This window comes from Pseudomonas putida (assembly GCF_004357765.1).
In the GTDB taxonomy this organism is placed as follows: domain Bacteria; phylum Pseudomonadota; class Gammaproteobacteria; order Pseudomonadales; family Pseudomonadaceae; genus Aquipseudomonas; species Aquipseudomonas putida_U.
Window position 1 is genome coordinate 137,301 of sequence record NZ_SMTE01000012.1, and the last position, 23,114, is coordinate 160,414.

Consider the following 23,114-nt stretch of genomic DNA (forward strand, 5'->3'; position numbering starts at 1 on the left):
CTTGTCGGTCGAGCCTATGGTTTCCCCAGCCCACTCACGCCTGTTGCCCTACGCCATTCTTTTCTGCCTGACCCTGGCCTTGACCCTGGGTGGGATCCTGGCGCGCCCCATCGAATCGCTGTCGTTGTTCTGGCCGGTCAATGCCGTGCTGGCCGGCATGCTGCTGCGCTATCCACGCCAGGCAAAGCCCGTCGGCTTCGTGCTGGTGTGGCTGGCGATGGTGGTGGCCGACCTCGCCACCGGCAGCGACTGGGCGCCGGCATTATGGTTCAACCTGTGCAACCTCGGCGTGGTGGTCACCCTCTGGGCGGTGCTGTCGCGCCTGCCCAGGCTGCACCGGCGGATGCGCACGCCCCAAGGGGTGCTTAGCGTGTTCGCAGCCTGCGCAGGTGGTGCGATGGTTGCGGCCAGTCTGGCCAGCCTGATGGCCACGCCGTGGTTCCAGCAGTCACTCTGGGCGACCTGGATAGCATGGTTCAGCGAACAGTTCTCCACCAGCGTGCTGGTGCTGCCGGTCTTGCTCACCGCCCCCTCGGCGCGTGCCTTGGTCCGCAGCGGCGGCCAGCCTGTACGCCTGGCACCGCTGCTGGTGCTGCTGGCCTCGCTGGGGCTGAGCATCGTCTTCGGTGGGCCGGGGGCTATCGCCTTCCCTGTCGCTGCGCTGCTGTGGTGCGCATGGACTTATTCGCCGTTCCTGGTCTCGCTGCTCACCCTGACCGCGGGCAGCACCCTGATCGTGGCAGTGGCACAGAACCTCATGCACTTCAACATGCCGCAGAGCGAAACCGGCGTGACCACGCTCATGTCGGCCCGCCTGGGCATCGCCATGCTGGTGCTCGGTCCCCTGGTGGTGGCCTGCGTCAGCCAAACCAACCGTAGTCTGATGGCGCGCCTGGCACATCAGGCGACCATCGACCACCTCACCGGCACGCTCACCCGCAGCGCCTTTGCCCGGCGAGCCTATGCCCTGCTGGAGAGCCGCCAGCAGCACACCCCCGCCTTGCCCCTGACCGTGATGATGCTCGACATCGACCACTTCAAGTCGATCAACGACCTGCACGGCCATGCAGTCGGAGACCAGGTGCTGCGTCAGTTCGCCCTGACTTTGCAGGAACACCTGCACGAGGGTGAATTGCTGGCCAGGCTGGGCGGAGAGGAGTTCGTGGTGGTCATTCCGGGCCTGGCCCCGGAGCGTGCGCCGTTCACCGCCGAACGCCTGCGCCGGGCAGTGCAGGAGCTGCACGTGAGCCAGGGCGATGCACGCCTGCGCATCACCGTGAGCATCGGTTTGGCCGGCTGCCCCGCGGACGCCCCGGCGCCGACCCTCGACCAGCTTTTGGCCAGCGCCGACCAGGCGTTGTACCGGGCCAAGGCCAAGGGTCGCAATCGGGTCGAACCGGCCGAGACCACCCGCCGAGTGATCTGACTCAGCCCAGCTGCTGGGGCTGCTCAAATTCTGCTCAATTTAACAGAGCCCGCCACTCGCTTGGCTTACAGAATGTTATCCACAGACCTACCCACGTTTTTTGTGGACAGATTTCCCTGTGTGAAGAACGACTTATCGCACAACCAAATGGCAATTTGCCGCTCGCCTGCCAGGGCCGTCGGAATCAGCTCGGAGGGATGGTACCGAGCAGCCCCACCAAAATCGTCAAGAGCAGAAAACCACCCAGAAACAGCGCCAGCTTACCCATTGGAACCTCTGCAATGTGATGAGGAGATGGCATCTATTTTCGCGCCCACACTGATACCGTTACAGATTCAGGTTGACGGGAAAAAACCGTATCAGATGCCATGTCGTGCGCTCCTCTGCCCCTCTGCGGCAATCTGTCGCAGGCGCCAACGTTTGCGTCATAACCAAAGTGACCAGTGGGTCATTTTTTTATCTCATCTTCTCCTACACTCAAGGTCTGGCCATCCTTCCGTTCGGAAAACTCGACAGAAAAAAGTCGAAACTTTCCGCTTGCAAGGCAGGTCAGGAATTAAGTAGGCCAAACGCAAGGGACGTTTCATTCGGGCGCCCCGCCTTCGGTCGACCCATCCCGTTCAGTCCAATCGCTTTTAGGCTGGAATGCCAGGCGCGCCGTGCTTGCGCGCACGACTCAGGGGCATGGATAGCTTTTGCAGTTACAGATCAGAGAGAACCAACACGAGATGAAACGACGGGTGCCTGCACCCAACCAAGCATAGGGACGGAAAGAAGTATGATCAGTGCCGCTGTCGAACCCAACGCAACAACTTTTCACCCGGACAATCGCGAACCGCTCACCCCGGATTTCGCCACGACAGCCAAGGCACCTGGCGCTCAGCGCCAACACAACCCCAACAAACGCAAGATCCTCTTCGTCACGTCGGAAATCGCCGACTTGGTCAAGACCGGGGGGCTGGGCGATGTGTCCGCGGCGCTGCCGCGCGCCCTCGCCCATCTGCATGATGTGCGGGTGCTGATTCCCGGCTACCGGCAGGTCATGGAGAGCGACAACCCGATTCATATCGTCGGTGAACTCGGTGGCCACGCGGCGTTGCCGCCGTGCAAGATCGGACGCATGGACCTGGCCGACGGCCTGGTCATCTACGTGCTGATCTGCCCGGAACTGTACCAGCGTGACGGCACCCCCTACGGCGCCAACAATGGCCGCGACTGGCCCGACAACCACATTCGCTTCGCGCGACTAGGCCTGGCGGCGGCGGAAATCGCCGCCGGCGAGGGCATGATCCACTGGAAGCCGGAAGTGGTTCACGCCCACGACTGGCCGGCGGGCCTGGCGCCCGCCTATATGCACTGGCGCGGTTTGAACACGCCGACCCTGTTCACCATCCACAACCTGGCCTACCAGGGTGTCTACAGCCGCGGCTGCAGCCCGGAGCTGGCGATCCCCGAGCACGCCATGCAACAGGAAGGCATGGAGTTCTACGGCAAGCTGTCCTTCCTCAAGGCCGGGCTTGCGTATTCCAGCCACATCACCACGGTCAGCGCCACCTACGCCCAGGAGATCACCACCCCTGAGTTCGGCTGCGGGCTGGATGGCTTCCTGGCCAGCAAAGCCCAGCAAGGCCTGCTCGGCGGCATTCCCAACGGCATCGACGAAAGCTGGGATTCGGCCACCGACAAGCACCTGCAGCACAACTTCAGCATCAACGACTGGGAAGGCAAGGCACGCAACGCCGCCGCCGTGCGCGAGCTGTTCGAACTCGATGAGTCCGAAGGGCCGCTGTTCGCCGTGGTTTCGCGTCTGGTCTACCAGAAGGGCCTGGACCTGACCCTGGGCGTTGCCGACTACATCGTCGAGCAAGGCGGGCAGATCGCGATCATCGGCCGCGGCGAGCCGGAAGAGGAGCAGGCCATGCGCGAACTCGCCCTGCGCCACCCCGGCCGCATCGGCGTGCGCATCGGTTTCAACGAGACCGATGCACGGCGCATGTTCGCTGGCAGCGATTTTCTGCTGATGCCTTCGCGCTACGAGCCCTGTGGCCTGAGCCAGATGTACGCGCAACGCTTCGGCTCGTTGCCGGTGGCACGCAATACCGGCGGGCTGGCCGACACCATCGAGAATGGCGTGACCGGTTTCCTGTTCGACGAGTCGACGGTAGACAGCTACCGCGAAGCGCTGAGCCGGGCCTTCTACGTCTACGGCAAGCCCGACCTGCTCAATGCCATGCGCTGCCTGTCGATGACCCAGCCCTTCAACTGGTGCCAGGCAGTGGAACCCTACGCCCGTCTTTATGAGGATCTGGTCAAGCAGACCCGACTGGCCCACTACTGAACGGAGCGTTGAAGATGCAAAGACATGGCGCACACTTGCTGGACGCCACGTCTGCGCGCTTCGCCCTCTGGGCGCCGGATGCGCGCAGCGTGAGCTTGGAAATCCAAGGGCAGCCGGCCATCGAGCTGCTCCCAGGCGCCGACGGCTGGTTCAGCGGGGTCGCCCCGTGCCAGCCCGGAGCACGCTATAACTATCGTATCGACGATGAACTGCAGGTCGCCGACCCCGCTTCGCGCTTTCAGCCTGAAGGCGTGCATGGGCCGAGCCAGGTCGTCGACCTGGCCAGCCATGCTTGGAAACACCCCTGGCAGGGCCGTCCCTGGCACCAGGCGGTGATCCAGGAGCTGCACGTTGGCGTGCTCGGCGGCTATGCCGGGGTGGCGCAGCAATTGCCGCGCCTGGCCGAGGTCGGTATCACCGCGATCGAACTGATGCCCCTCGGGCAGTTTCCTGGCGATCGCAACTGGGGCTATGACGGCGTGTTGCCTTACGCCGCACAACACAGTTATGGCCGTCCCGAACAGCTCTGTACCCTCATCGACCAGGCCCATGGGCATGGTCTGATGGTGATGCTCGACGTGGTCTACAACCACTTCGGTCCCGACGGCAATTTTCTGCACCAGTATGCCAGCGACTTCTTTCGGCAAGACCGGCAGACGCCGTGGGGAGCCGCCATCGATTTTCGCCGACCCGAGGTGCGCGAGTACTTCATCCAGAACGCCTTGATGTGGCTGTGCGAGTATCGCTTCGATGGCCTGCGCCTGGATGCCGTGCATGCCATCGACCAGCCCGACTTCCTGGTCGAACTGGCGCAACGGGTACGTGCGGCCGTGGAGCCGGGCCGCCACGTCTGGCTGGTGCTGGAGAACGAGCACAACCAGGCGTTCCTGCTCGAGCAGGGCTTCGACGCTCAGTGGAACGACGATGGCCACAATGCCTTGCACGTACTGCTGACCGGTGAAACCGAAGGTTATTACCAGGACTATCAGACCGACCCGATCGGCAAGCTGGCCCGCTGTCTGGGCGAAGGTTTCGTCTACCAGGGCCAGCCCAACCGCCATGGCGAGCCACGCGGCGAACCCAGCGGGCATCTGCCGCCCAGTGCCTTCGTGTTGTTCCTGCAGAACCACGACCAGATCGGCAACCGTGCCTTGGGCGAACGCCTGTCGCGCCTGTGCCCACCGACAGCGCTGCGCGCCGCGACCGCCCTGCTGCTGATGGCGCCGATGATCCCGTTGCTGTTCATGGGCGACGATGACGGCAGCCGCAGTCCGTTCCTGTTCTTCACCGACTTCCATGACCAACTCGCCGATGCCGTGCGCGAGGGCCGTCGTGGAGAGTTCGCCCACTTCGCCGCCTTCAATGATCCGGCGCTGCGCGAACGCATTCCCGACCCCAACGCCCTGGCCACCTTCACTGCCTCGCAGCCCGATAGCCGAGAGGTACTGGCCGGTTGGCACGGCCTGTACCAGCAACTGCTGGCCCTGCGCCGCACCCACATCGTCCCGCACCTGCCGGGCAGCCGGGCCCTGGGCGCCGAAGTATTGGGCGACAAGGCCCTGACCGCGCGATGGCGCCTGGGCGACGGCAGCACCCTGCGCATCGACCTCAATCTCGCCGCCGAGCCCCAGGCCGCCGCCTTGCCCAGCCCCGCGGTGCGCCTGTTCGACAGCAGTGACAATGCCCATCCGGACTCGAGCCTGGCTGCGTACAGCTGCGTGGTCAGCCTGCTTCCCCCTGGCCAGGAGGCTGCATGAACGAACACCTTCTCCACCGCCTGGCCGCGCGGGTTGGCCTGGCCCGCGACTGGCTGGACGCCAACAACCGCCCACAGCAGGTCAGCGACGAGGTGCTGCGTCGGGTGCTCACAGCGCTCGGCCATCCGGCCGATGACGACGACGCCCTGCACGCCAGCCTCAAGCGACTGGACCAGGCCGAGGACAGCGAGCACCTGCCACCGCTGTTCACGGTGCAGGTCGGCACGCCGCTCGCGCTGCAACGCTACTTCGCTGCCGCCAGCCCGGTGCGCTGCACCCTCGAAGATGGCAGCCAGCACACCCTGGCACTGGACGACCAGGCCAACCTGCCGGGCGAACTGCCGATCGGCTACCACCAGATCGAAATCGAGGGCCACCGCTTCACCGTTGCCGTAGCACCGCCCTATTGCCACAGCCTGCAAGCGGCGGTGGATCAACCACCGCCGCGCTGTTGGGGCATCGCCGTGCAGCTCTACAGCCTGCGGCGTCCCGGCGATGGCGGCTATGGCGACTGTCTGGCTTTGGAGCAACTGGCACGCAGCGCCGCCGAGCGCGGAGCCGATGCCGTGGCGATCAGTCCGATCCATGCGTTGTCGGCCTACGACCAGGAACACTACAGCCCGTATTCACCGTCCAGCCGCCTGTTGCTCAACCCTCTGTATGCCAGTCCGGCCAGCGTGCTGGGAGAACGCGCCGTGCGCATGGCCGTCGAGGCCTGCGGCCTGGAACAGACGCTGGAGGAACTGGAGCAGCAACCTTTGGTGGACTGGCCGCGTGCCGCCGCCGCGCGCACCCAACTGCTGCAGGCGCTGTACCGGGACTTCAGCCAGGGTGAGCATCCACAGCGCAGCGATTTCGAGAGCTTTCGCGAAGCGGCCGGCGAAGCGCTGGAGCACCATTGCCGCTTCGAAGTGCTGCAAGCCGAAGCGGTCGATCGTGGGCTCGGCGCCGACTGGCGCGCCTGGCCTGAAGCCTGGCGCGACCCCTACCATCCTGAGGTCGAAGCCCTCGCCGCCACCTATCCGGCGCGGGTGGAATATCACGCCTTCTGCCAGTGGCTGGTCGAACGCAGTCTGCAACGCGCCCAGGAGGCCGCGCACAGCAACGGCATGCTGGTCGGCCTGATCGCCGACCTGGCCGTCGGCGCCGACGGTGCCGGCAGCCAAGCCTGGAGCCGTCAGGACGAACTGCTCCCCGGTCTCAGCGTGGGCGCTCCGCCCGACATCCTCAATCGCTCAGGACAGGACTGGGGGATCTGCGGGTTTTCCCCCGAAGGGCTCAAGCGCAACGGCTACCGAGCTTTCATCGAGATGCTGCGGGCCAACCTGGCCCATGCCGGCGGGCTGCGCATCGACCACGTGATGGGACTGCGCCGGCTGTGGGTGATTCCGCGCGGGTCCAAGCCCAGCGACGGCGCCTACCTGTACTACCCGTTCGACGACCTGCTACGCCTGTTGGCGCTGGAGTCGACCCGGCATCGGGCGGTGATCCTCGGCGAAGACCTCGGCACGGTGCCGGACGGGCTGCGTGAAGCATTGGCCGAGCAGCGAGTGCTTGGCATGCGCGTACTGCCGTTCGAGCAATCGGCGCCCGGGCAGTTCACCCCCATCCTCGACTGGCCGGACGACGCCCTGGCCACCACCGGCACCCACGACCTCGCGCCACTGGGCGGTTGGCTGGCGAGCCGCGACATCGACTGGAACCATCGCCTGCAACTGATCGACGCCGCCACCGAACTCCACTGGCGCCACGAACGTCACAAAGAACGCAGCGGGCTGCAACGCACGCTCGAAGCCAACTATGGCCCCCTCAAGGACAACGACGCCGTGATCGACGCCGCCATTCGTTACGTTGGCCACACCCGCGCCCCGCTGGTGCTGGTCCCCCTGGAAGACTTGCTGGGTTGCGACGAGCAACCCAACCTGCCGGGCACCACCGCCGGCCACCCGAACTGGCGCCGACGCTTCGCCGCCCCGGTGCGCGAACTGCTTGACGACGAAGACGCCGCCCGGCGCCTGGAGCTGTTGGCCCAGGCCCGCGAACAAGCCTGGGAGCGTGATCGATGAAAGCCCTCACCGCCACCCAGCGTCTACAGTTCCACAGCGACTTCACCCTCGACGATGCCGTGCCGCTGGTACCCTACTTCGCCCAGCTGGGTATCAGTCACCTGTACGCCTCACCGATCCTCAAGGCACGAGCAGGTTCGCGCCACGGCTACGACGTGGTCGACCCGACCCAGGTCAACCCCGAGTTGGGCGGCGAAGCGGCACTCGAACGCCTGGTGGCGGCTCTGCGTCAACACGGCATGGGGCTGATCGTCGACACCGTATCCAATCACATGGCCGTCGGCGGTGCTGACAACCCTTGGTGGCAGAGCCTGCTGACATGGGGACGCCGCAGCCCCTACGCCGAGTTCTTCGACATTCAGTGGCATTCCAGCGACCCCCTGCTGGCCGGCCAGTTGCTATTGCCGTTCCTGGGCAACGACTACGGCGTGGCCCTCAAGCAGGGTGAGCTACCGCTGGCCTTCGATGCCCAGCAGGGCGTGCTGCAGGTCGAACACTACGAACACCGCTTCCCGATCTGCCCACTGGACTACGGTTGGATCCTGGCGCAAAGCCCCGACCCGCGCCTGCAGGCTCTGGCGGCGCACTTCACGGCGTTGCGCGACTGCGCCGAGCCACTGGCCGATGCCTCGCCGCTGCATGCGGAACTGGCGCGCCTGGTGGAAGAAGGTGCCGACCTGCAATCGGCCCTGGCGGCTTTCGACAGCCGCGCCGAGGCCGGCTTCAAGCGCCTGCACCTGTTGCTCGAACGGCAGACCTATCGGTTGGCCAGCTGGCGCACCGCCGCCGACGACATCAACTGGCGGCGTTTTTTCGACATCAACGAGCTCGGCGGCCTGCGCGTGGAGCGCGCGACCGTGTTTGAGGCCACCCATGCCAAGCTGTTCGAACTGATCGAGCGCGGCCTGATCGACGGCCTGCGCATCGACCATATCGACGGCCTGGCCGACCCACGGGCCTATTGCCGCAAACTCCGTCGCCGGGTCACCGGCCTGCTGGCCAAGCGGCCACTGCAGGCGGCCGTCGAGCACTTCCCGATTTTCGTCGAGAAGATCCTCGGCCCCGGCGAGCACCTGCACCGTGACTGGCTCACCGACGGCACCACCGGCTACGAGTTCATGAACCAGGTGTCACTGCTGCAGCACGATCCCTGCGGCGAGGCGCCGCTGACCGAGGCCTGGGCCAACATCAGCGAGCGTCCGGATTTTGCCGAGGAAATCCGCCTGGCCCGTCATCTGGTGCTCAATGCCAGCCTGGCCGGTGACTGCGAGTCGGTGGCCCAGGCCTTGCTGCAAGTGGCTCGCGACGACCTGATGACCCGCGACCTGACCCTCGGCGCGATTCGCCGTGCGCTGCAGGCCCTGGTCGCGCACTATCCGGTCTACCGCACCTATTTCAACGCCTGCGGCCGCCCCGCCGAGGACGAGGCGTTCTTCCAGCAGGCCCTGGCCAATGCCCGGCAAGACCTCGGCGAAGCTGACTGGCCGTTGCTCGAGCACCTCGAACGCTGGCTCGGTGGCCAACCTTGGCGCAGCCTACCCCCCGGCCGGGCGCGAAAGCACCTGCGCCATGCCTGTGTGCGCTTTCAGCAACTCACCGCGCCGAGCGCTGCCAAGGCCGTCGAGGACACCGCCTTCTACCGCTCCGCACGTTTGCTGTCGCGCAACGACGTAGGCTTCGAGGCCGAACAGTTCAGTGCAGGGCCCGAACACTTCCACAACGAGTCCCAACGGCGTCTGCGCGACTTTCCCGACAACTTGCTGGCTACCGCCACCCACGACCACAAGCGAGGCGAAGACACCCGCGCCCGCCTGGCAGTGTTGAGCGAGCGTGGGGCCTGGCTGGCCAGTCGCTTCGAGCACTGGCGCGAGCTGGCAGCGCCTCTGCGCGCGACACTCGAGGACGGTCCAGCACCCAGCCCCGGCGACGAACTGCTGCTTTACCAGACCCTGCTTGGCAGCTGGCCGCTGGGCCTGGAAACCGACGATGAGGCAGGCCTGCGTCAGTACGCCGAACGTGTGCGTCAGTGGCAACAGAAGGCCCTGCGTGAGGCCAAGCTACGCAGCAGCTGGAGTGCGCCCAACGAAGCCTACGAGGCAGCTTGCGCGGCGATGGTCGATGGCCTGCTGCTGGACCCGGAGAATCAGCAACTGCGGCAGTCGCTGGCCGACGCGACGCAGTTGATCGCCTGTCCCGGGGCGCTCAACGGCCTGGTCCAGACCTTGTTGCGCATGACCGTGCCAGGCGTACCGGACCTGTATCAGGGCAACGAGTACTGGGACTTCAGCCTGGTCGACCCGGACAACCGGCGCCCCGTGGACTACGCTTGCAGACGTCAAACCTTGGATGATGGCGCCTCGCTGGCCGACCTGTTGCGACATTGGCAGGACGGACGCATCAAGCAGACGCTGGTCGCCCGGGTGCTGGATTGCCGCCTGGCCCATGCCGAGCTGTTCCAGCGAGGTGCCTATCTGCCACTGAACGTGCAAGGCCGACATGCCGACAAGGTGCTGGCCTTTGCCCGTCTTGGCGAAGGCCAGCGTGCCATTGTCGTGGCACCGCGCCTGGCCAGTGGCCTGCTCAATGGCGCCGCTTCACCGTTGATCCCGGCACAGAACTGGGACGATACCCGGCTGATACTGCCGTTTACCTTGTCGCCTGCCACCTGGAATGGACTTTTCGGCGGTGCCGTTGTCAGCCCTACAAGGGAGCTGAAGTTGAGCGCCGTGCTGTCGGAGTTTCCGGTCAACCTGTTGATTGAGCATGCCTAACGCATTCAGGAGCATCGTGATGAGCGTCGATGAAAAACGCATTCGAGAATTTGCCTACCAGATCTGGGAATCGGAAGGCCAACCCCATGGACAAGAGGAACGCCACTGGGAGATGGCGCGCAAGCTGGCCGAAGCCGAGGCCCTAGCACCCAAGGCCACGGCCCGCAAACGTGCACCGGCCAAGCCCAAAACCGCTGAATCCAAGCCCGCTGCATCCAAGGCCGTCGAGACCAAGGTCGCCGCCCAGCCCAAGGCCGCACCGCAGCCCAAGCCAGCAGCGCCAAAACCGGCGGCCGTGAAGAAGCCTAGGACAGCGAAGAAGCCCGCAGCCAGCTGAGCCTGGCCCGGCCTCTTCGCCGCGGTTCGACGCGAAGAGGCCGGACATCCCCCGCACCATTCCTTTCCCCAGGCTAACCGAGGTACGCCATGAGTCCCCGCACCCCAAAGAAAACCCGCTCCGTCGCTCCTTCGCGCATCCGTGAGGGCTCACCTTTCCCTCTGGGTGCCACCTGGGACGGCCTGGGCGTGAACTTCGCACTGTTTTCCGCCAACGCGACCAAGGTCGAGCTGTGCCTGTTCGATTCCACCGGCGAAAAGGAGCTCGAACGCATCGAACTGCCGGAATACACCGACGAGATCTACCATGGCTACCTGCCCGATGCGCACCCCGGCCAAGTCTATGGTTACCGGGTGCATGGGCCCTACGAGCCGGAGAACGGCCACCGCTTCAATCCCAACAAGTTGCTGATCGACCCCTATGCCAAGCAATTGGTCGGCGACCTGAAGTGGTCCGAGGCACTGTTCGGCTATACCATCGGCCACCCCGACGGCGATCTGAGCTTCGACGAGCGCGACAGCGCACCCTTCGTGCCCAAGTGCAAGGTCATCGACCCGGCCTTCACCTGGGGCCGTGACCAACGCGTGCAGGTGCCCTGGGAACGTACCATCGTCTACGAGGCCCACACCAAAGGCATCAGCATGCGCCACCCGGCAGTGCCTGAGAAACTGCGCGGCACCTTCGGCGGCCTGGCCAACGACGAGTTGCTCAAGCACATCAAGGACCTGGGGGTCTCCAGTATCGAACTGTTGCCCATCCACGCCTTCGTCAACGACCAGCACCTGCTGCAGAAAGGCCTGAACAATTACTGGGGCTACAACAGCATCGCCTTCTTCGCCCCGCACCCCGCCTATCTGGCCAGCGGCAAGATCGCCGAGTTCAAGGAAATGGTCGCGCACCTGCACGATGCCGGTCTCGAAGTGATCCTCGATGTGGTCTACAACCACACCGCCGAAGGTAACGAACTGGGCCCTACCCTGTCGATGCGCGGCATCGACAACGCTTCGTACTACCGGCTGATGCCCGACGACAAGCGCTACTACATCAACGATTCCGGCACCGGCAACACCCTCGACCTCAGTCATCCCTGTGTGCTGCAACTGGTCACCGACTCGCTGCGCTACTGGGCCGGCGAAATGCATGTGGACGGCTTCCGCTTCGATCTGGCGACCATCCTCGGTCGTTACCATGACGGCTACAGCGAACGCCACGGCTTCCTCGTCGCCTGCCGCCAGGACCCCTTGCTCAGCCAGGTCAAGCTGATCGCAGAGCCTTGGGACTGTGGCCCGGGTGGCTACCAGGTAGGCAACTTCGCGCCTGGCTGGGCGGAATGGAACGACCGCTTCCGTGATACCGTACGCGCGTTCTGGAAAGGCGACGAAGGCCAACTGGCCGAGTTCGCCGCACGCATGACCGCCTCCGGCGACATGTTCAACAACCGCGGACGCCGCCCCTACTCGTCGGTCAACTTCATCACCGCCCACGATGGCTTCACCCTGCGCGACCTGGTCTCGTACAACCACAAGCACAATGAAGACAACGACGAGAACAACCAGGACGGCACCGACAACAACCTGTCCTGGAACTGCGGCGCCGAAGGCCCCACCGACGATCCCGACATCAACGCCCTGCGCATGCGCCAGATGCGTAACTTCTTCGCCACCCTGCTGTTCGCCCAAGGCACGCCGATGATCGTCGCCGGCGATGAATTCAGCCGTACCCAGCATGGCAACAACAATGCCTACTGCCAGGACAGCGAGATCGGTTGGATCAACTGGGAGCTGGACGAGGACGGCGCCGATCTGCTGGCATTCGTCAAGCGCCTGACCCGCCTGCGCCTGGCCTACCCGGTCCTGCGCCGCTCACGCTTCCTGGTGGGCGACTACAACGAGGCCATCGGCGTGAAGGACGTGACCTGGCTCACGCCCGAAGGCGAAGAAATGAGCGTGGAGCAATGGGAAGACCCCCATGGCCGCTGCCTGGGCATGCTCATGGATGGTCGTGCCCAGGTCAGCGGTATCGCCCGACCTGGCGCGGAGGCGACCCTGCTGCTGATCGTCAACGCCCACCACGATACCGTCCCGTTCCTGCTGCCGGCCGTGCCCGAAGGTGACTACTGGAGCTGCCTGGTGGACACCGATCGACCGCAACTGCGCAAACCTCAGCACCTGGCCTTCGACACCCGTTTCGAGGTGACCGGACGCTCGCTGCTGTTGTTCGTGCTGCAGCGTGAGGAGGACTGAACCGGTTTGATCTCGATCAACCCCCGCAGTGCATCGGCTGCGGGGGCTCAGGGTGAACACAGCGCTAGCAATGATTCGGCATAGCCCGCCCCGGGCAAATAGCGAACCTCGCTATGCCGAATAAAATATCCTTCAAGTTCAATCAGTTGATCCTTATCACAGGCCGTCGACATCGACTTCACGCTTTCTTGACGCCGCCTCCGACCTCTCCTTAGCTGAACAATACCGTAGTCGTTGAAACTCATGCCGGGCGTCTAGCTCGCGCCTTTGTGCGCGCCCTGGAAAGCCAGCGTGCTGGTTTGGGTCGTCCCTGTTTTTGCCGTACAGCTCGAGACATCAGGCCAGGTCATTGACTGTACCCACAAGAACAACAGGAGATCCGCCATGAAAAGCACCTCGATACCCTCGCGTCTCGATCGCATTTTCTGCGCGGTTTCCACGTCGCTGCTTCTGGCAACCCCGGTGGAAACCTTCGCGCTCGAACTGCAGGAAGACCCCGTCTCGCCCAACTTCCTGCAGCAGCCGGCGGTGCCGCAGTTATCACTGGAACCGCTCAGCGCCAGCAGCCTAGGCCTGGGTACGTTGCAGGCGTTCTCCGAGCAGATGAGCGACCGCCACGCCCAGGTGTCCCCCGCGCGGCTCAGCAGCCAGTGGGCACAGTTCTTCCCTGCCCCGTCACGCCAGGGCGCGCAACCACCGGCGCAACTCGAAGCGCCCAGCCAACAGTTGATGATCGGACCGGACCTGTTCGTGCGCGAAACCAACACCGGCAATGTGCATCGTGCGGGGATTTTCGTGGGTCACAACAATCTGCAAAGCAGCTTCAACGGCATGCGCCCGCTACTCGGCGACAAACAACGCAATGCAGTCAACCTCAGCGGTGAAAGCCTGGGTGCGTACTGGAGCATGACCCATGAACGGGGTTGGCATGTGGATGCCGTGGCGATGGGCTCGCGCATCGACATCAACGGCCGCGGCGAGAGCGGCCAGCGCCTGGACGACAGTGGCCATGCGATGACGTTCTCGCTGGAGGGCGGTTACCCGATCGGGCTGGGTGGCGGTTGGGTGATCGAGCCGCAAGCGCAGTTGATCAACCAGCAGTTCTACCCCAGTAGCCGGGCGCAGGAGGAAACCTTGCAGGCATTCGACAGCCAACCGAGCTGGAGCGGTCGGGTCGGTGCCAAACTGTCCGGGCGCTACAACGTGCGCGGCATGCCCATCGAGCCCTATGTGCGGACCAACGTCTGGTATGACTTCAACGAGGGCAGCGAGGTGAAGCTGGACAAGGTCGACAAGATTTCCAGCTCCCGCTACTCGACCACGGTGGAACTGGGCTTGGGGCTGGTGGCGCGGGTGACACCGACGGTAGCGTTGTTCGTCAGCGCCGACTACAGCAGCGATGTGGACGACAATGATCTGAATGGGCTGATCGGCAGCCTGGGTGTGCGGATGCGCTGGTAGGCCGCGTCTGCTGTTTAGCAGGGCAGGCCTGCCCCCACAGAATCTTCACCGCCTTCGCAACCTGCGCGGTACCTGTGGGAGCGGGCTTGCCCGCGAAGCGGTCGTGACCGACGAACGATCAGGCCGGCTTCATTACCAGTACCCCAAGCGGTGGCAGGTTCAACCCCAGCGACAACGGCTGCCCGTGGCTGCTGATCGACTCGCTTTCCACCGCCCCCAGGTTGCCCACGTTGGAGCCGCCATACAGCTGCGCGTCACTGTTGAGCAATTCCTGCCAACGTTCGCCGAACGGCACGCCGATGCGGTACCCCTCGCGCGGCACCGGGGTGAAGTTGGCCACCACCAGCAACGGCTCGCCGCTGCTGCTCCAGCGCAGCCAGGCGAACACGCTGTTCTGCGCGTCATCACCAATCAGCCATTGGAAGCCCTGGGGCTGACAGTCCTGCTCGTGCAGCGCGGGCAGTTCGCGGTAGAGCCGGTTGAGGTCGCCGACCAGTCGTTGCACGCCCTGGTGCTCAGGGTACTGCAGCAGGTACCAGTCCAGTTGCTGGTCATGGTTCCATTCGCGCCACTGGCCGAACTCGCAGCCCATGAACAGCAGCTTCTTGCCGGGGTGGGTCCACATGAAGGACAGGTAGGCGCGCAGGTTGGCGAACTTCTGCCAGCGGTCACCGGGCATCTTGTCGATCAACGAATGCTTGCCATGCACCACTTCGTCGTGGGAGATCGGCAGGATGAAGTGCTCGGAGTAGGCGTAGATCAGGCCGAAGCTCATCTCGTTGTGGTGATAGGTGCGGTGCACCGGGTCGTTCTGGATGTAATGCAGGGTGTCGTGCATCCAGCCCATGTTCCACTTGTAGCCAAAGCCCAGGCCGCCCTGCTGGATCGGCTGGCTGACCCCCGGCCAGGCCGTGGATTCCTCGGCGATGATCAAGGCACCCGGCGCCTCGTGCTCGACCACGCCATTGAGGTGGCGGATGAAGTCGATGGCCTCCAGGTTCTCCCGCCCACCATGGCGATTGGGCACCCACTCCCCGGCCTTGCGCGAATAATCGCGGTAGAGCATCGAGGCCACCGCATCGACGCGCAGGCCATCGATATGGAAGTGTTTCAGCCAGTGCAGCGCCGAAGCCAGCATGAAGCCTCGCACTTCGTTGCGGCCCAGGTTGTAGATCAGCGTGTTCCAATCCTGATGGAAACCTTCCAGCGGGTTGTCGTACTCATACAGCGCCGTGCCGTCGAAACGTGCCAAGCCATGTTCGTCGGTGGGGAAATGCGCCGGGACCCAGTCCAGGATCACGCCGATGCCGCCCTGATGGCAGGCGTCGATGAACGCAGCGAAATCCTCCGGCGTGCCGTAGCGCGAGGTGGGCGCGAACAACGACAAGGGCTGGTAGCCCCAGGAACCGCCGAACGGGTGCTCCATGATCGGCAGCAGTTCGATGTGGGTGAAACCCAGGTCCTGGACATAGGGCACCAGGCGTTCGGCCAGCTCGCGCCAGTTGTAGTAGCGTGCGACTTCACCCAGGTCGTCGGTTTCGCAGCGCCAGGAACCGGGGTGCAGCTCATAGATCGACAAAGGTGCGCTGTAGGCATGGCGTTGATCGCGCTGGGCCATCCAGTCCTGGTCACGCCAGTCATGTTGCAACGCCAGGGCCACTTTCGACGCGGTGCTCGGCGGCAACTCGGTAGCGCGGGCCAGGGGGTCGGCCTTGAGTGGCAGCACACCGTCCTTGCCCAATACCTCGAACTTGTAGGCTTCACCACTGCCCAGGCGCGGCACGAACAATTCCCACACCCCGGCGCTGTGGCGCAGGCGCATGGGGTGGCGACGCCCGTCCCAGTTGTTGAAGTCGCCCACCACCGACACCCGCCGGGCATTGGGAGCCCACACCGAGAAGCACACCCCGGCGACGCCATCCACTTCGATCAACTGCGCGCCGAAACGCCCGGACAGATCGCGGTGATTGCCCTCGGCGAACAGGTACAGGTCCATGTCGCCCAGTTGCGGCCCGAAGCCGTAGGGATCTTCGGTGATCTGCTCGCCGCCGGCCCAGCCGATTTGCAGCAGATAGGGATGAGCCTGTTCCAGGTGCGCGGTAAACAGCCCAGGCAGGCTGCCCTGCTCCATCTCGGCGAGGATTCGCCCATCGTGGCGCGCCAGCAGGCGGACACTCAGGGCATTGGGCAGATACGCCCGCACCCACAGCCCACCTGCTCCATCATCGTGCGGACCCAGTACAGCGAATGGATCGGCGTGCTCGGCGCGGGCCAGGCCATCGAGGTCCTGCTGCCGAAGGCCGCCGTTGTCACGCATGGTCGCGTTCATTTATGACTCTCCCCAGGTACTGATCAGTCCATGCAGGCCATGCAAAGGCACGGCCAACCAGCTTGGACGGTTTTCGGCTTCGTAAGTGATTTCGTAGGCTGCCTTCTCCAGGCAGAACAGCTCCAGTGCGGCACGCTCGCCTTCGGCCTGTTGCCAGGCGTGTGGCAGGGCCGCGGTGGCCAACCCATAGGCCTCGACGAAGGCGTGCCGCGCTTGGTGCAGGTACTGTCGCGCCACCCGCTGCCGGGCCTGGCGCGCAGGCTCGGAGAGGTCGACCGCCGAGGCGCTGCGCAGAACCATGGCAGCAGCATAGTCGAAGGATCGCAGCACGCCGCTGACGTCTTTGTAGGGACTGTGCCGGGCTCGACGCTCCTCCAGTGGCCGCGACGGCTCGCCTTCGAAATCGATCAGGTAGGCATCGCCCTGCACCACCAGCACCTGGCCCAGGTGCAGGTCGCCATGCACGCGCATCAACAGGCCGCCCTGGGCCTGCTCGGCGAGCTGATGGACGTGGGCCGCCAGGCCGTCGCGCTGTTGCTGCAGGTCGTCGACCAGCGCCTGGCTGTCGCGGTCGAGGCTGTCGCGGTGTTGCGCCAGCAGGTCCAGGGCGTGGCTCAGCTCGGCACTGATCTGCCGGCTCCAGCGGGCACTGTCATCGCCATCGCTGGCGCGCGGCGCGAATGCCGGGTCTTCGCTCGGTGCCGCCAGCAACAGGTGCATTTCACCCAGGCGCTGACCGAGCAAGGCAGCGAAGCCGGCGAGTTCGGCCAGCGCATTGGTGTGCGCCTCGGGCTCGGCGCTGGCCGGTTCCATTTCGTCGCGAATCGCCCGCTCCAAGGTGTTCTGGGTCCAGGCCCAGGCATCCCCCTGATTGTTCAGGTAACCCTGGGCGATCATCAACAGGTGCGGCGTGCCCTGAGCGTCCTCGCGGCTGACCCACGCCAGCAGCGGCGAGATGTTGGCGAAACCGGCAGCGGTCAGATACGCGCTCATTTCAAGCTCCGGGTGAACGCCGGGATTGACCCGGCGAATCAGCTTGAGCACCACTCTGTCGCCAATCACCACCGAGCTGTTGGACTGCTCGGCGCTCAGGTAGCGCACCTCGCTCTGCTCATCGAGCTCGAGCGCGGCCAGGGCCTCGTTGCTGTGAAAACGCAACTCGCCCAGGCCGTGGCCGCAGGACCGTCGGTCTCCCGCCTGGCAGGCGTGCAGGACCGCACGGATGAACGGTTCGAGGACGAAGGCATCGGTGATCAGCCCGACCTGACGGCCTCGGCGCACCCGGGCCAGGGCCAGTTGCTGGGGCAAGGCGCTGTTGATCTGTTCCTCGGCGAGCAGGCCGAAAGGCAGCAGGTACTGGCTGGCCACACCCTCGCTCAGCACCTGCAGTTCGCCGAGCAATACCGGCGTGGTGGCGGTGTCGAAGCGCACGCCGTAGCTCAGGCGCACCTGATCGATGGGCCCTTCCTTGCCGGCGAACCAGCGCCGCTTGGGCAGGTATTGGGGCAGGATGGTCTCCTGCAGCGTGTCTCGCGATGGTGATTCGAGCAGTTCTTCCATGCGCTTGCGCAAAACCAGGGTAGTCAATTCGGGCAGGCCCTCCGTGGGCCGGGTGTGCCAGCTGGGCATGCGGTCGTGAGCCGCCAGCAGGAACCAGTAGAAGCCATAAGGCGGTAGGGTCAGCAAGAACGGCAGTTGGCCGATCGGCGGGAAGGCGCTGCCGCCAAGCATTTCCACCGGTACCTGATCGGCGTACTGCGACAGGTCCAGCTCGGCTGCCTGGGCGGCGCGGGACACGTTGGCGACACAGAGGATCACCTCGGTGTTGCCGTCGGCGTCGGTGTATTCACGGATGTAGGCCAGAATGCGTCGATTGCTCGGAGTCAGCAGACGCAGGCTGCCGCGACCAAAGGCTTTCTGCTGCTTGCGCACCGCCAGCAGCCGACGGTTCCAGTTGAGCAGCGAATGCGGGTCGTGAGCCTGGGCTTCGACGTTGACGGTCTGGTAGCCGTACAGCGGATCCATGATCGGGGGCAGTACCAGGCGCTGGGGCTCGGCACGGGAAAAGCCGCCGTTGCGATCAGGCGACCATTGCATCGGTGTGCGCACGCCGTCGCGGTCGCCGAGGTAGATGTTGTCACCCATTCCCAGTTCGTCGCCGTAGTACAAGGTCGGCGTGCCCGGCATCGACAGCAACAGGCTGGTCAGCAGTTCGATGCGGCGGCGATCGCGTTGCAGCAGCGGCGCCAGGCGCCGGCGAATGCCGAGATTGATGCGGGCGCGGCGATCTTCGGCGTAGTAGTTCCACAGGTAGTCGCGTTCCCGGTCGGTGACCATTTCCAAGGTCAGCTCATCGTGGTTGCGCAGGAAGATCGCCCACTGGCAGTTGGCGGGGATCTCCGGGGTCTGGCGCAAGATGTCGGTGATCGGGAAGCGGTCTTCCATGGCCAGGGCCATGTACATGCGCGGCATCAAGGGGAAGTGGAAGGCCATGTGGCACTCGTCGCCCTCGCCCTCGCCGAAGTACGGCCGGGTGTCCTCCGGCCATTGATTGGCCTCGGCCAGGAGCATGCGATCAGGGTAGTTGGCGTCGATTTCGGCGCGGATCGCCTTGAGCACCTGGTGGGTTTCCGGGAGGTTCTCGTTATTGGTACCGTCGCGCTCGATCAAGTAAGGAATGGCATCCAGGCGCAGGCCATCGACGCCCAGGTCGAGCCAGAAGCGCATCACTCCAATCACCGCCTTGAGCACCTGCGGATTGTCGAAATTGAGGTCCGGCTGGTGGGAGTAGAAACGGTGCCAGAAGTACTGGCCAGCGACCGGGTCCCAGGTCCAGTTGGACTTCTCGGTATCGAGGAAGATGATCCGCGTGCCCGCGTAGTGTTGGTCGTCGTCCGACCACACGTAGAAGCTGCGGGCTTTGCTGCCGGGCTTGGCGTGGCGGGCGCGCTGGAACCAGGGGTGCTGGTCGGAGGTGTGATTGATGACCAGCTCGGTGATCACCCGCAGGCCGCGCTTGTGCGCCTCGGCAATGAAACGGCGTGCGTCGGCCAGGCTGCCGTAGTCGGGATGCACCGCCTTGTACTCGGCGATGTCGTAGCCGTCGTCACGCCGCGGTGACGGGTAGAACGGCAGCAGCCAGAGGGTGTTCACGCCGAGGCCGGCAATGTAATCGAGCTTGCCGATCAGACCTGCGAAATCACCGATGCCATCGTTGTTGCCGTCGAAGAACGACTTGACGTGCAGCTGATAGATGACCGCGTCTTTGTACCACAACGGATCGTCGATGAATGCTGCCGGGCGTGAACGCTTGGCCATGGGCGACTCCTTTCAATGACGGTTTACCTGGGTTCTGGCAAAGACCTCAAATGGCTTTACCGGGCCTTGCGGATACGCCAGATGCCAAATGGCAGATAACCGGGGTCGATGCGCATCCATTGGGTCTTGCCGTACCACGACCAACGATGCCCGTTCATCAGGTCCTCACCGTGGGTCTCGGCATCGTCGTCCAACCCCAGCTCCCAAAGGGGCAGCTCGAAATGCGCCTCCTGAACGTTGTGCGGATCAAGGCTCACCGCTACCAGGATGTAATTGTCGCGATCGGGGGTGCGCTTGGCGAAGTACAGGATGTTGTCGTTCCAGCAGTTGAAGAACGCCACGCCCAGGTGGGTCTGCAACGCCGGGTTCTGTCGGCGAATGCGGTTGAGTTGGGCGATCTCGGCGATGATGTTGCCCGGCTGGGTGAAGTCGCGTGGCCGGATCTCGTACTTCTCCGAATCCAGGTATTCCTCCTTGCCTGGCAGCGCTGCGCTCTCGCACAGCTCGAAACCGGAATACATCCCCCACAGGCCGGAGCCCATGGTCGCCAGCGCGGCACGGATGAGAAACCCGGCACGGCCGGATTGCTGCAGGAAATAGGGGTTGATGTCCGGCGTGTTGACGAAGAAGTTCGGCCGGTAGCACTGACTCCACGGCGGCTGGTTGAGCTGCTCGAAATACTCACGCAACTCCTGCTTGTGGTTGCGCCAGGTGAAGTAGGTGTAGCTCTGGGCGTAGCCGACCTTGCCCAGGCGGGCCATCATCGCAGGCTTGGTGAAGGCCTCGGCGAGAAAGATCACCTCGGGGTGCTGGCTGCGCACATTGGCGATCAGCCATTGCCAGAACGGCAAGGGCTTGGTGTGCGGGTTGTCCACGCGGAAGGTCTTGACCCCTTCTTTTACCCAACCGACCACCACGTCACGCAGCGCCAGCCACAATGCTGGGACGGCATCGGGCGCGTAGAAATCGACATTGACGATGTCCTGGTACTTTTTCGGCGGGTTCTCGGCGTAGCGGATGGTGCCGTCAGGACGCCAGCTGAACCAGCCAGGATGCTCCTTGAGCCAGGGGTGGTCCTGGGAGCACTGGATGGCGAAGTCCAGGGCGATCTCCAGGCCATGCTCGGCAGCGGCGGCGACCAGCCGGCGGAAATCTTCGCGGCTGCCCAATTGTGGGTGGATGGCCTCGTGGCCGCCCTCGGGACTGCCGATCGCGTAGGGGCTGCCGGGATCGCCAGGCTCGGCGCGCAAAGCGTTGTTGCGGCCCTTGCGGTGTTGGCTGCCGATGGGGTGGATCGGCGGGAAATACAGCACATCGAAGCCCATGTCGCGGATCATCGGCAGGCGCGCATGGACATCGTTGAAGGTGCCGTGGCGCTCGGCGCTGTCGGTGATCGAACGCGGGAACAGCTCGTACCAGCTGGCGAACTGCGCGGCCGGGCGGTCGACGTCGAGGGGGAACTCCTCGCTGCGGGTCAGGTAGCTGCGGTGCTCGGCCTCAGCCATCAAGCGCGCCGTATCGCGGTCGAGCAACAACGCCACCTGATCGTCGGCGGACAGACTCGTCAGGCGTTGCTGCAGGGCATTCAACTCATCCCGCAGCACACCTTCGCTGAGTTCGATGCCCTTGCCCAGCATCAGACGCCCTTCTTCGAGCTCCAGCTTGACCTCGACACCCGCCTGGTACTTCTTCTCCAGGTCGTGGCAGTAGGTGGCGAACGGATCGATCCAGGCCTCGATGCAGAACAGGTGCGGGCCCAGCGCCAGAGGGGTGAATTCGGCCAGCCACAGGTCATTGCCTGGCGACTGCATCGGCACGCAGTGCCAACTCCGGCTGTGTGCCTGGCGCCAGTGCAGCATCACTGCCAGGCGGTCATGGCCATCGCTGTAGACCTTGCTGCTCACCGCCACCGGTTGGCCGCTGGTGGCCTTGGCGGCGAAGGTGCCGGCATCGAGCACGGGCTGGGTGTCTTCGATCACAATACGCGGCGCCAGCAGCGCCTGAGCCAGGCTGATGGCCTGGTCCGGATGGTCGTTCGCCATGGGCACGCTTTCGAAGGGCTCGTTTCGTGTCATCGGACCATGCTCCCTTGGGCTTGTGGCGGTAAGGGTTCAGAGCCGCGCGCAGGCGATGGGGTTCAAAAAAATTGAGCGATGCCGATCGACCGACGGTCAAAGCCTGTATCGCCCTTTCATTCACCCATGCGAGGTCAGGCCATGAACATTCCCATTCCACCGGAGACACCCGACCCCAACATCGACGACCCGAGCCTGCCGCCGCCCGTGCCGGAAGAAGAGCCGGACGAGCTGCCGATCAAGCCGACCGTGCCGCCAACGGTGGGCGACCCGCCGAGTGATGAACCACCGGTGAAGGCTTAAGCGTAGACGAGGCAGCTGGTAGTTTTGGCAGTTGTCCGGCTACCGCCTGCGCACGCTTCGAAGCAGCCGCCGAAACTACACCTGATACTTTTACCAGTTGTGCACTCCCAGTGGAAAAACAACCATTACGTCTCGTCCTGCTGACGGGAGTATGGCCATGATCAAGAATAATGAAGACATTTACTGGAATCTTAGCGGTAAGACATTGCAACGATTCGATGGGTGGTTCAGCAAGCATTCCGATCACCTCAAGGACGCCGACGTGGACCAACCGCTTTCCGAGCTGTTCGCGACAAAGACGGATTTCGAGAAGTTCATCGATAGCGTCGAAGCGCTGAGAGAACCAGATGCGGGTCGACTCAAGGCCAGTCTCATAAAAGCCTACGACGAGGGCCTTACGCTTGGAGACCTGCTCAGTCGATATCAGGATTACGGAGAATCCAGCTAGCTGAGGGCTTTGGCTCTGGCGTCTACGGATCGACGTCAGGGCCACCGCTTTCAAACGAGTTCTGTGACGCGGGTATCCCTCTTTGTGTGTGATCTGGGCCTGGGTCAAGCGGCAGACCCAGACTCAACCGCATCTTAACGTTTACGTAAAGGTCACAAGTCGATTGACAGTATCCAAGGCCAGGTTTACGTTAACGTAAAGGTGACGAACAGGACCGAATCCGAGCTCGACACCTAACCTTG

The 23,114-nt window shown here is 64.1% G+C and carries 13 protein-coding genes; 10 read left to right on the top strand and 3 right to left on the bottom strand.

What is annotated here, in order from left to right; translation table 11 throughout:
• Nucleotide 1 precedes the first annotated feature (1 nt).
• The 8 genes from E2H86_RS19585 (at nucleotide 2) to E2H86_RS19620 (ending at nucleotide 14,399) form a co-directional block, all read left to right on the top strand.
• The gene (locus E2H86_RS19585) at nucleotides 2-1,426 is read left to right on the top strand and encodes a GGDEF domain-containing protein (RefSeq protein ID WP_133330843.1); all 1,425 of its coding nucleotides are present in this window, start codon (nucleotides 2-4) and stop codon (nucleotides 1,424-1,426) included.
• A 778-nt stretch (nucleotides 1,427-2,204) separates the two neighbouring features.
• Nucleotides 2,205-3,764, top strand: a complete 1,560-nt coding sequence (gene glgA / locus E2H86_RS19590; RefSeq protein ID WP_133330783.1) for a glycogen synthase GlgA — start codon at nucleotides 2,205-2,207, stop codon at nucleotides 3,762-3,764.
• A 14-nt stretch (nucleotides 3,765-3,778) separates the two neighbouring features.
• Entirely contained in the window at nucleotides 3,779-5,521 is a 1,743-nt protein-coding gene (treZ, locus tag E2H86_RS19595; protein ID WP_133330785.1) for a malto-oligosyltrehalose trehalohydrolase, read from the top strand.
• On the top strand, nucleotides 5,518-7,587 hold the full coding sequence (malQ, locus tag E2H86_RS19600) for a 4-alpha-glucanotransferase (protein WP_133330787.1): 2,070 nt from the start codon (nucleotides 5,518-5,520) through the stop codon (nucleotides 7,585-7,587). Before treZ ends, malQ begins: the two co-directional genes overlap by 4 nt.
• A complete protein-coding gene (locus E2H86_RS19605; protein WP_133330789.1) occupies nucleotides 7,584-10,358 on the top strand; it encodes a malto-oligosyltrehalose synthase in 2,775 nt (924 codons plus the stop codon). Before malQ ends, E2H86_RS19605 begins: the two co-directional genes overlap by 4 nt.
• A 16-nt stretch (nucleotides 10,359-10,374) precedes the next feature.
• Nucleotides 10,375-10,695 carry a DUF2934 domain-containing protein gene (locus tag E2H86_RS19610; protein ID WP_133330845.1) on the top strand — a complete coding sequence of 107 codons (321 nt, stop codon included), beginning with the start codon at nucleotides 10,375-10,377 and terminating at the stop codon, nucleotides 10,693-10,695.
• A gap of 89 nt (nucleotides 10,696-10,784) precedes the next feature.
• Entirely contained in the window at nucleotides 10,785-12,938 is a 2,154-nt protein-coding gene (gene glgX, locus E2H86_RS19615) for a glycogen debranching protein GlgX (protein ID WP_133330791.1), read from the top strand.
• 384 nt (nucleotides 12,939-13,322) lie between these two features.
• Nucleotides 13,323-14,399, top strand: a complete 1,077-nt coding sequence (locus E2H86_RS19620) for an autotransporter domain-containing protein (RefSeq protein ID WP_133330793.1) — start codon at nucleotides 13,323-13,325, stop codon at nucleotides 14,397-14,399.
• A gap of 118 nt (nucleotides 14,400-14,517) precedes the next feature.
• Here the strand turns inward: E2H86_RS19620 and glgB are convergent, their stop codons facing one another.
• Genes glgB through E2H86_RS19635 form a run of 3 tightly spaced genes read right to left on the bottom strand, consistent with a single transcriptional unit; the run spans nucleotide 14,518 to nucleotide 22,121 of the window.
• The gene (gene glgB / locus E2H86_RS19625; RefSeq protein WP_133330795.1) at nucleotides 14,518-16,728 is read right to left on the bottom strand and encodes a 1,4-alpha-glucan branching protein GlgB; all 2,211 of its coding nucleotides are present in this window, start codon (nucleotides 16,726-16,728) and stop codon (nucleotides 14,518-14,520) included.
• Nucleotides 16,729-20,046, bottom strand: coding sequence for a maltose alpha-D-glucosyltransferase (gene treS, locus E2H86_RS19630; protein WP_133330797.1), 3,318 nt, complete (start codon nucleotides 20,044-20,046; stop codon nucleotides 16,729-16,731). It abuts the gene before it with no gap.
• 56 nt (nucleotides 20,047-20,102) lie between these two features.
• Nucleotides 20,103-22,121 (bottom strand): alpha-1,4-glucan--maltose-1-phosphate maltosyltransferase, encoded by a 2,019-nt coding sequence (locus E2H86_RS19635; protein ID WP_133330799.1) that lies wholly within the window; start codon nucleotides 22,119-22,121, stop codon nucleotides 20,103-20,105.
• A gap of 141 nt (nucleotides 22,122-22,262) precedes the next feature.
• Between E2H86_RS19635 and E2H86_RS26030 the strand changes: the two genes are divergently transcribed.
• Nucleotides 22,263-22,424: a hypothetical protein gene (locus E2H86_RS26030; protein WP_165976103.1), complete on the top strand. Its 162-nt coding sequence runs from the start codon at nucleotides 22,263-22,265 to the stop codon at nucleotides 22,422-22,424.
• Nucleotides 22,425-22,581: 157 nt separating this feature from the next.
• Entirely contained in the window at nucleotides 22,582-22,872 is a 291-nt protein-coding gene (locus tag E2H86_RS19640) for a hypothetical protein (RefSeq protein ID WP_133330801.1), read from the top strand.
• Nucleotides 22,873-23,114 lie beyond the last annotated feature (242 nt).

Bases quoted from the DNA above. Each gene is read 5' to 3' on its own strand.
- glgA (WP_133330783.1), top strand. From the start codon at position 2,205: ATGATCAGTGCCGCTGTCGAACCCAACGCAACAACTTTTCACCCGGAC.
- treZ (WP_133330785.1), top strand. From the start codon at position 3,779: ATGCAAAGACATGGCGCACACTTGCTGGACGCCACGTCTGCGCGCTTC.
- malQ (WP_133330787.1), top strand. From the start codon at position 5,518: ATGAACGAACACCTTCTCCACCGCCTGGCCGCGCGGGTTGGCCTGGCC.
- E2H86_RS19605 (WP_133330789.1), top strand. From the start codon at position 7,584: ATGAAAGCCCTCACCGCCACCCAGCGTCTACAGTTCCACAGCGACTTC.
- glgX (WP_133330791.1), top strand. From the start codon at position 10,785: ATGAGTCCCCGCACCCCAAAGAAAACCCGCTCCGTCGCTCCTTCGCGC.
- E2H86_RS19620 (WP_133330793.1), top strand. From the start codon at position 13,323: ATGAAAAGCACCTCGATACCCTCGCGTCTCGATCGCATTTTCTGCGCG.
- glgB (WP_133330795.1), bottom strand. From the start codon at position 16,728: ATGAACGCGACCATGCGTGACAACGGCGGCCTTCGGCAGCAGGACCTC.
- treS (WP_133330797.1), bottom strand. From the start codon at position 20,046: ATGGCCAAGCGTTCACGCCCGGCAGCATTCATCGACGATCCGTTGTGG.
- E2H86_RS19635 (WP_133330799.1), bottom strand. From the start codon at position 22,121: ATGACACGAAACGAGCCCTTCGAAAGCGTGCCCATGGCGAACGACCAT.
- E2H86_RS26030 (WP_165976103.1), top strand. From the start codon at position 22,263: ATGAACATTCCCATTCCACCGGAGACACCCGACCCCAACATCGACGAC.
- E2H86_RS19640 (WP_133330801.1), top strand. From the start codon at position 22,582: ATGATCAAGAATAATGAAGACATTTACTGGAATCTTAGCGGTAAGACA.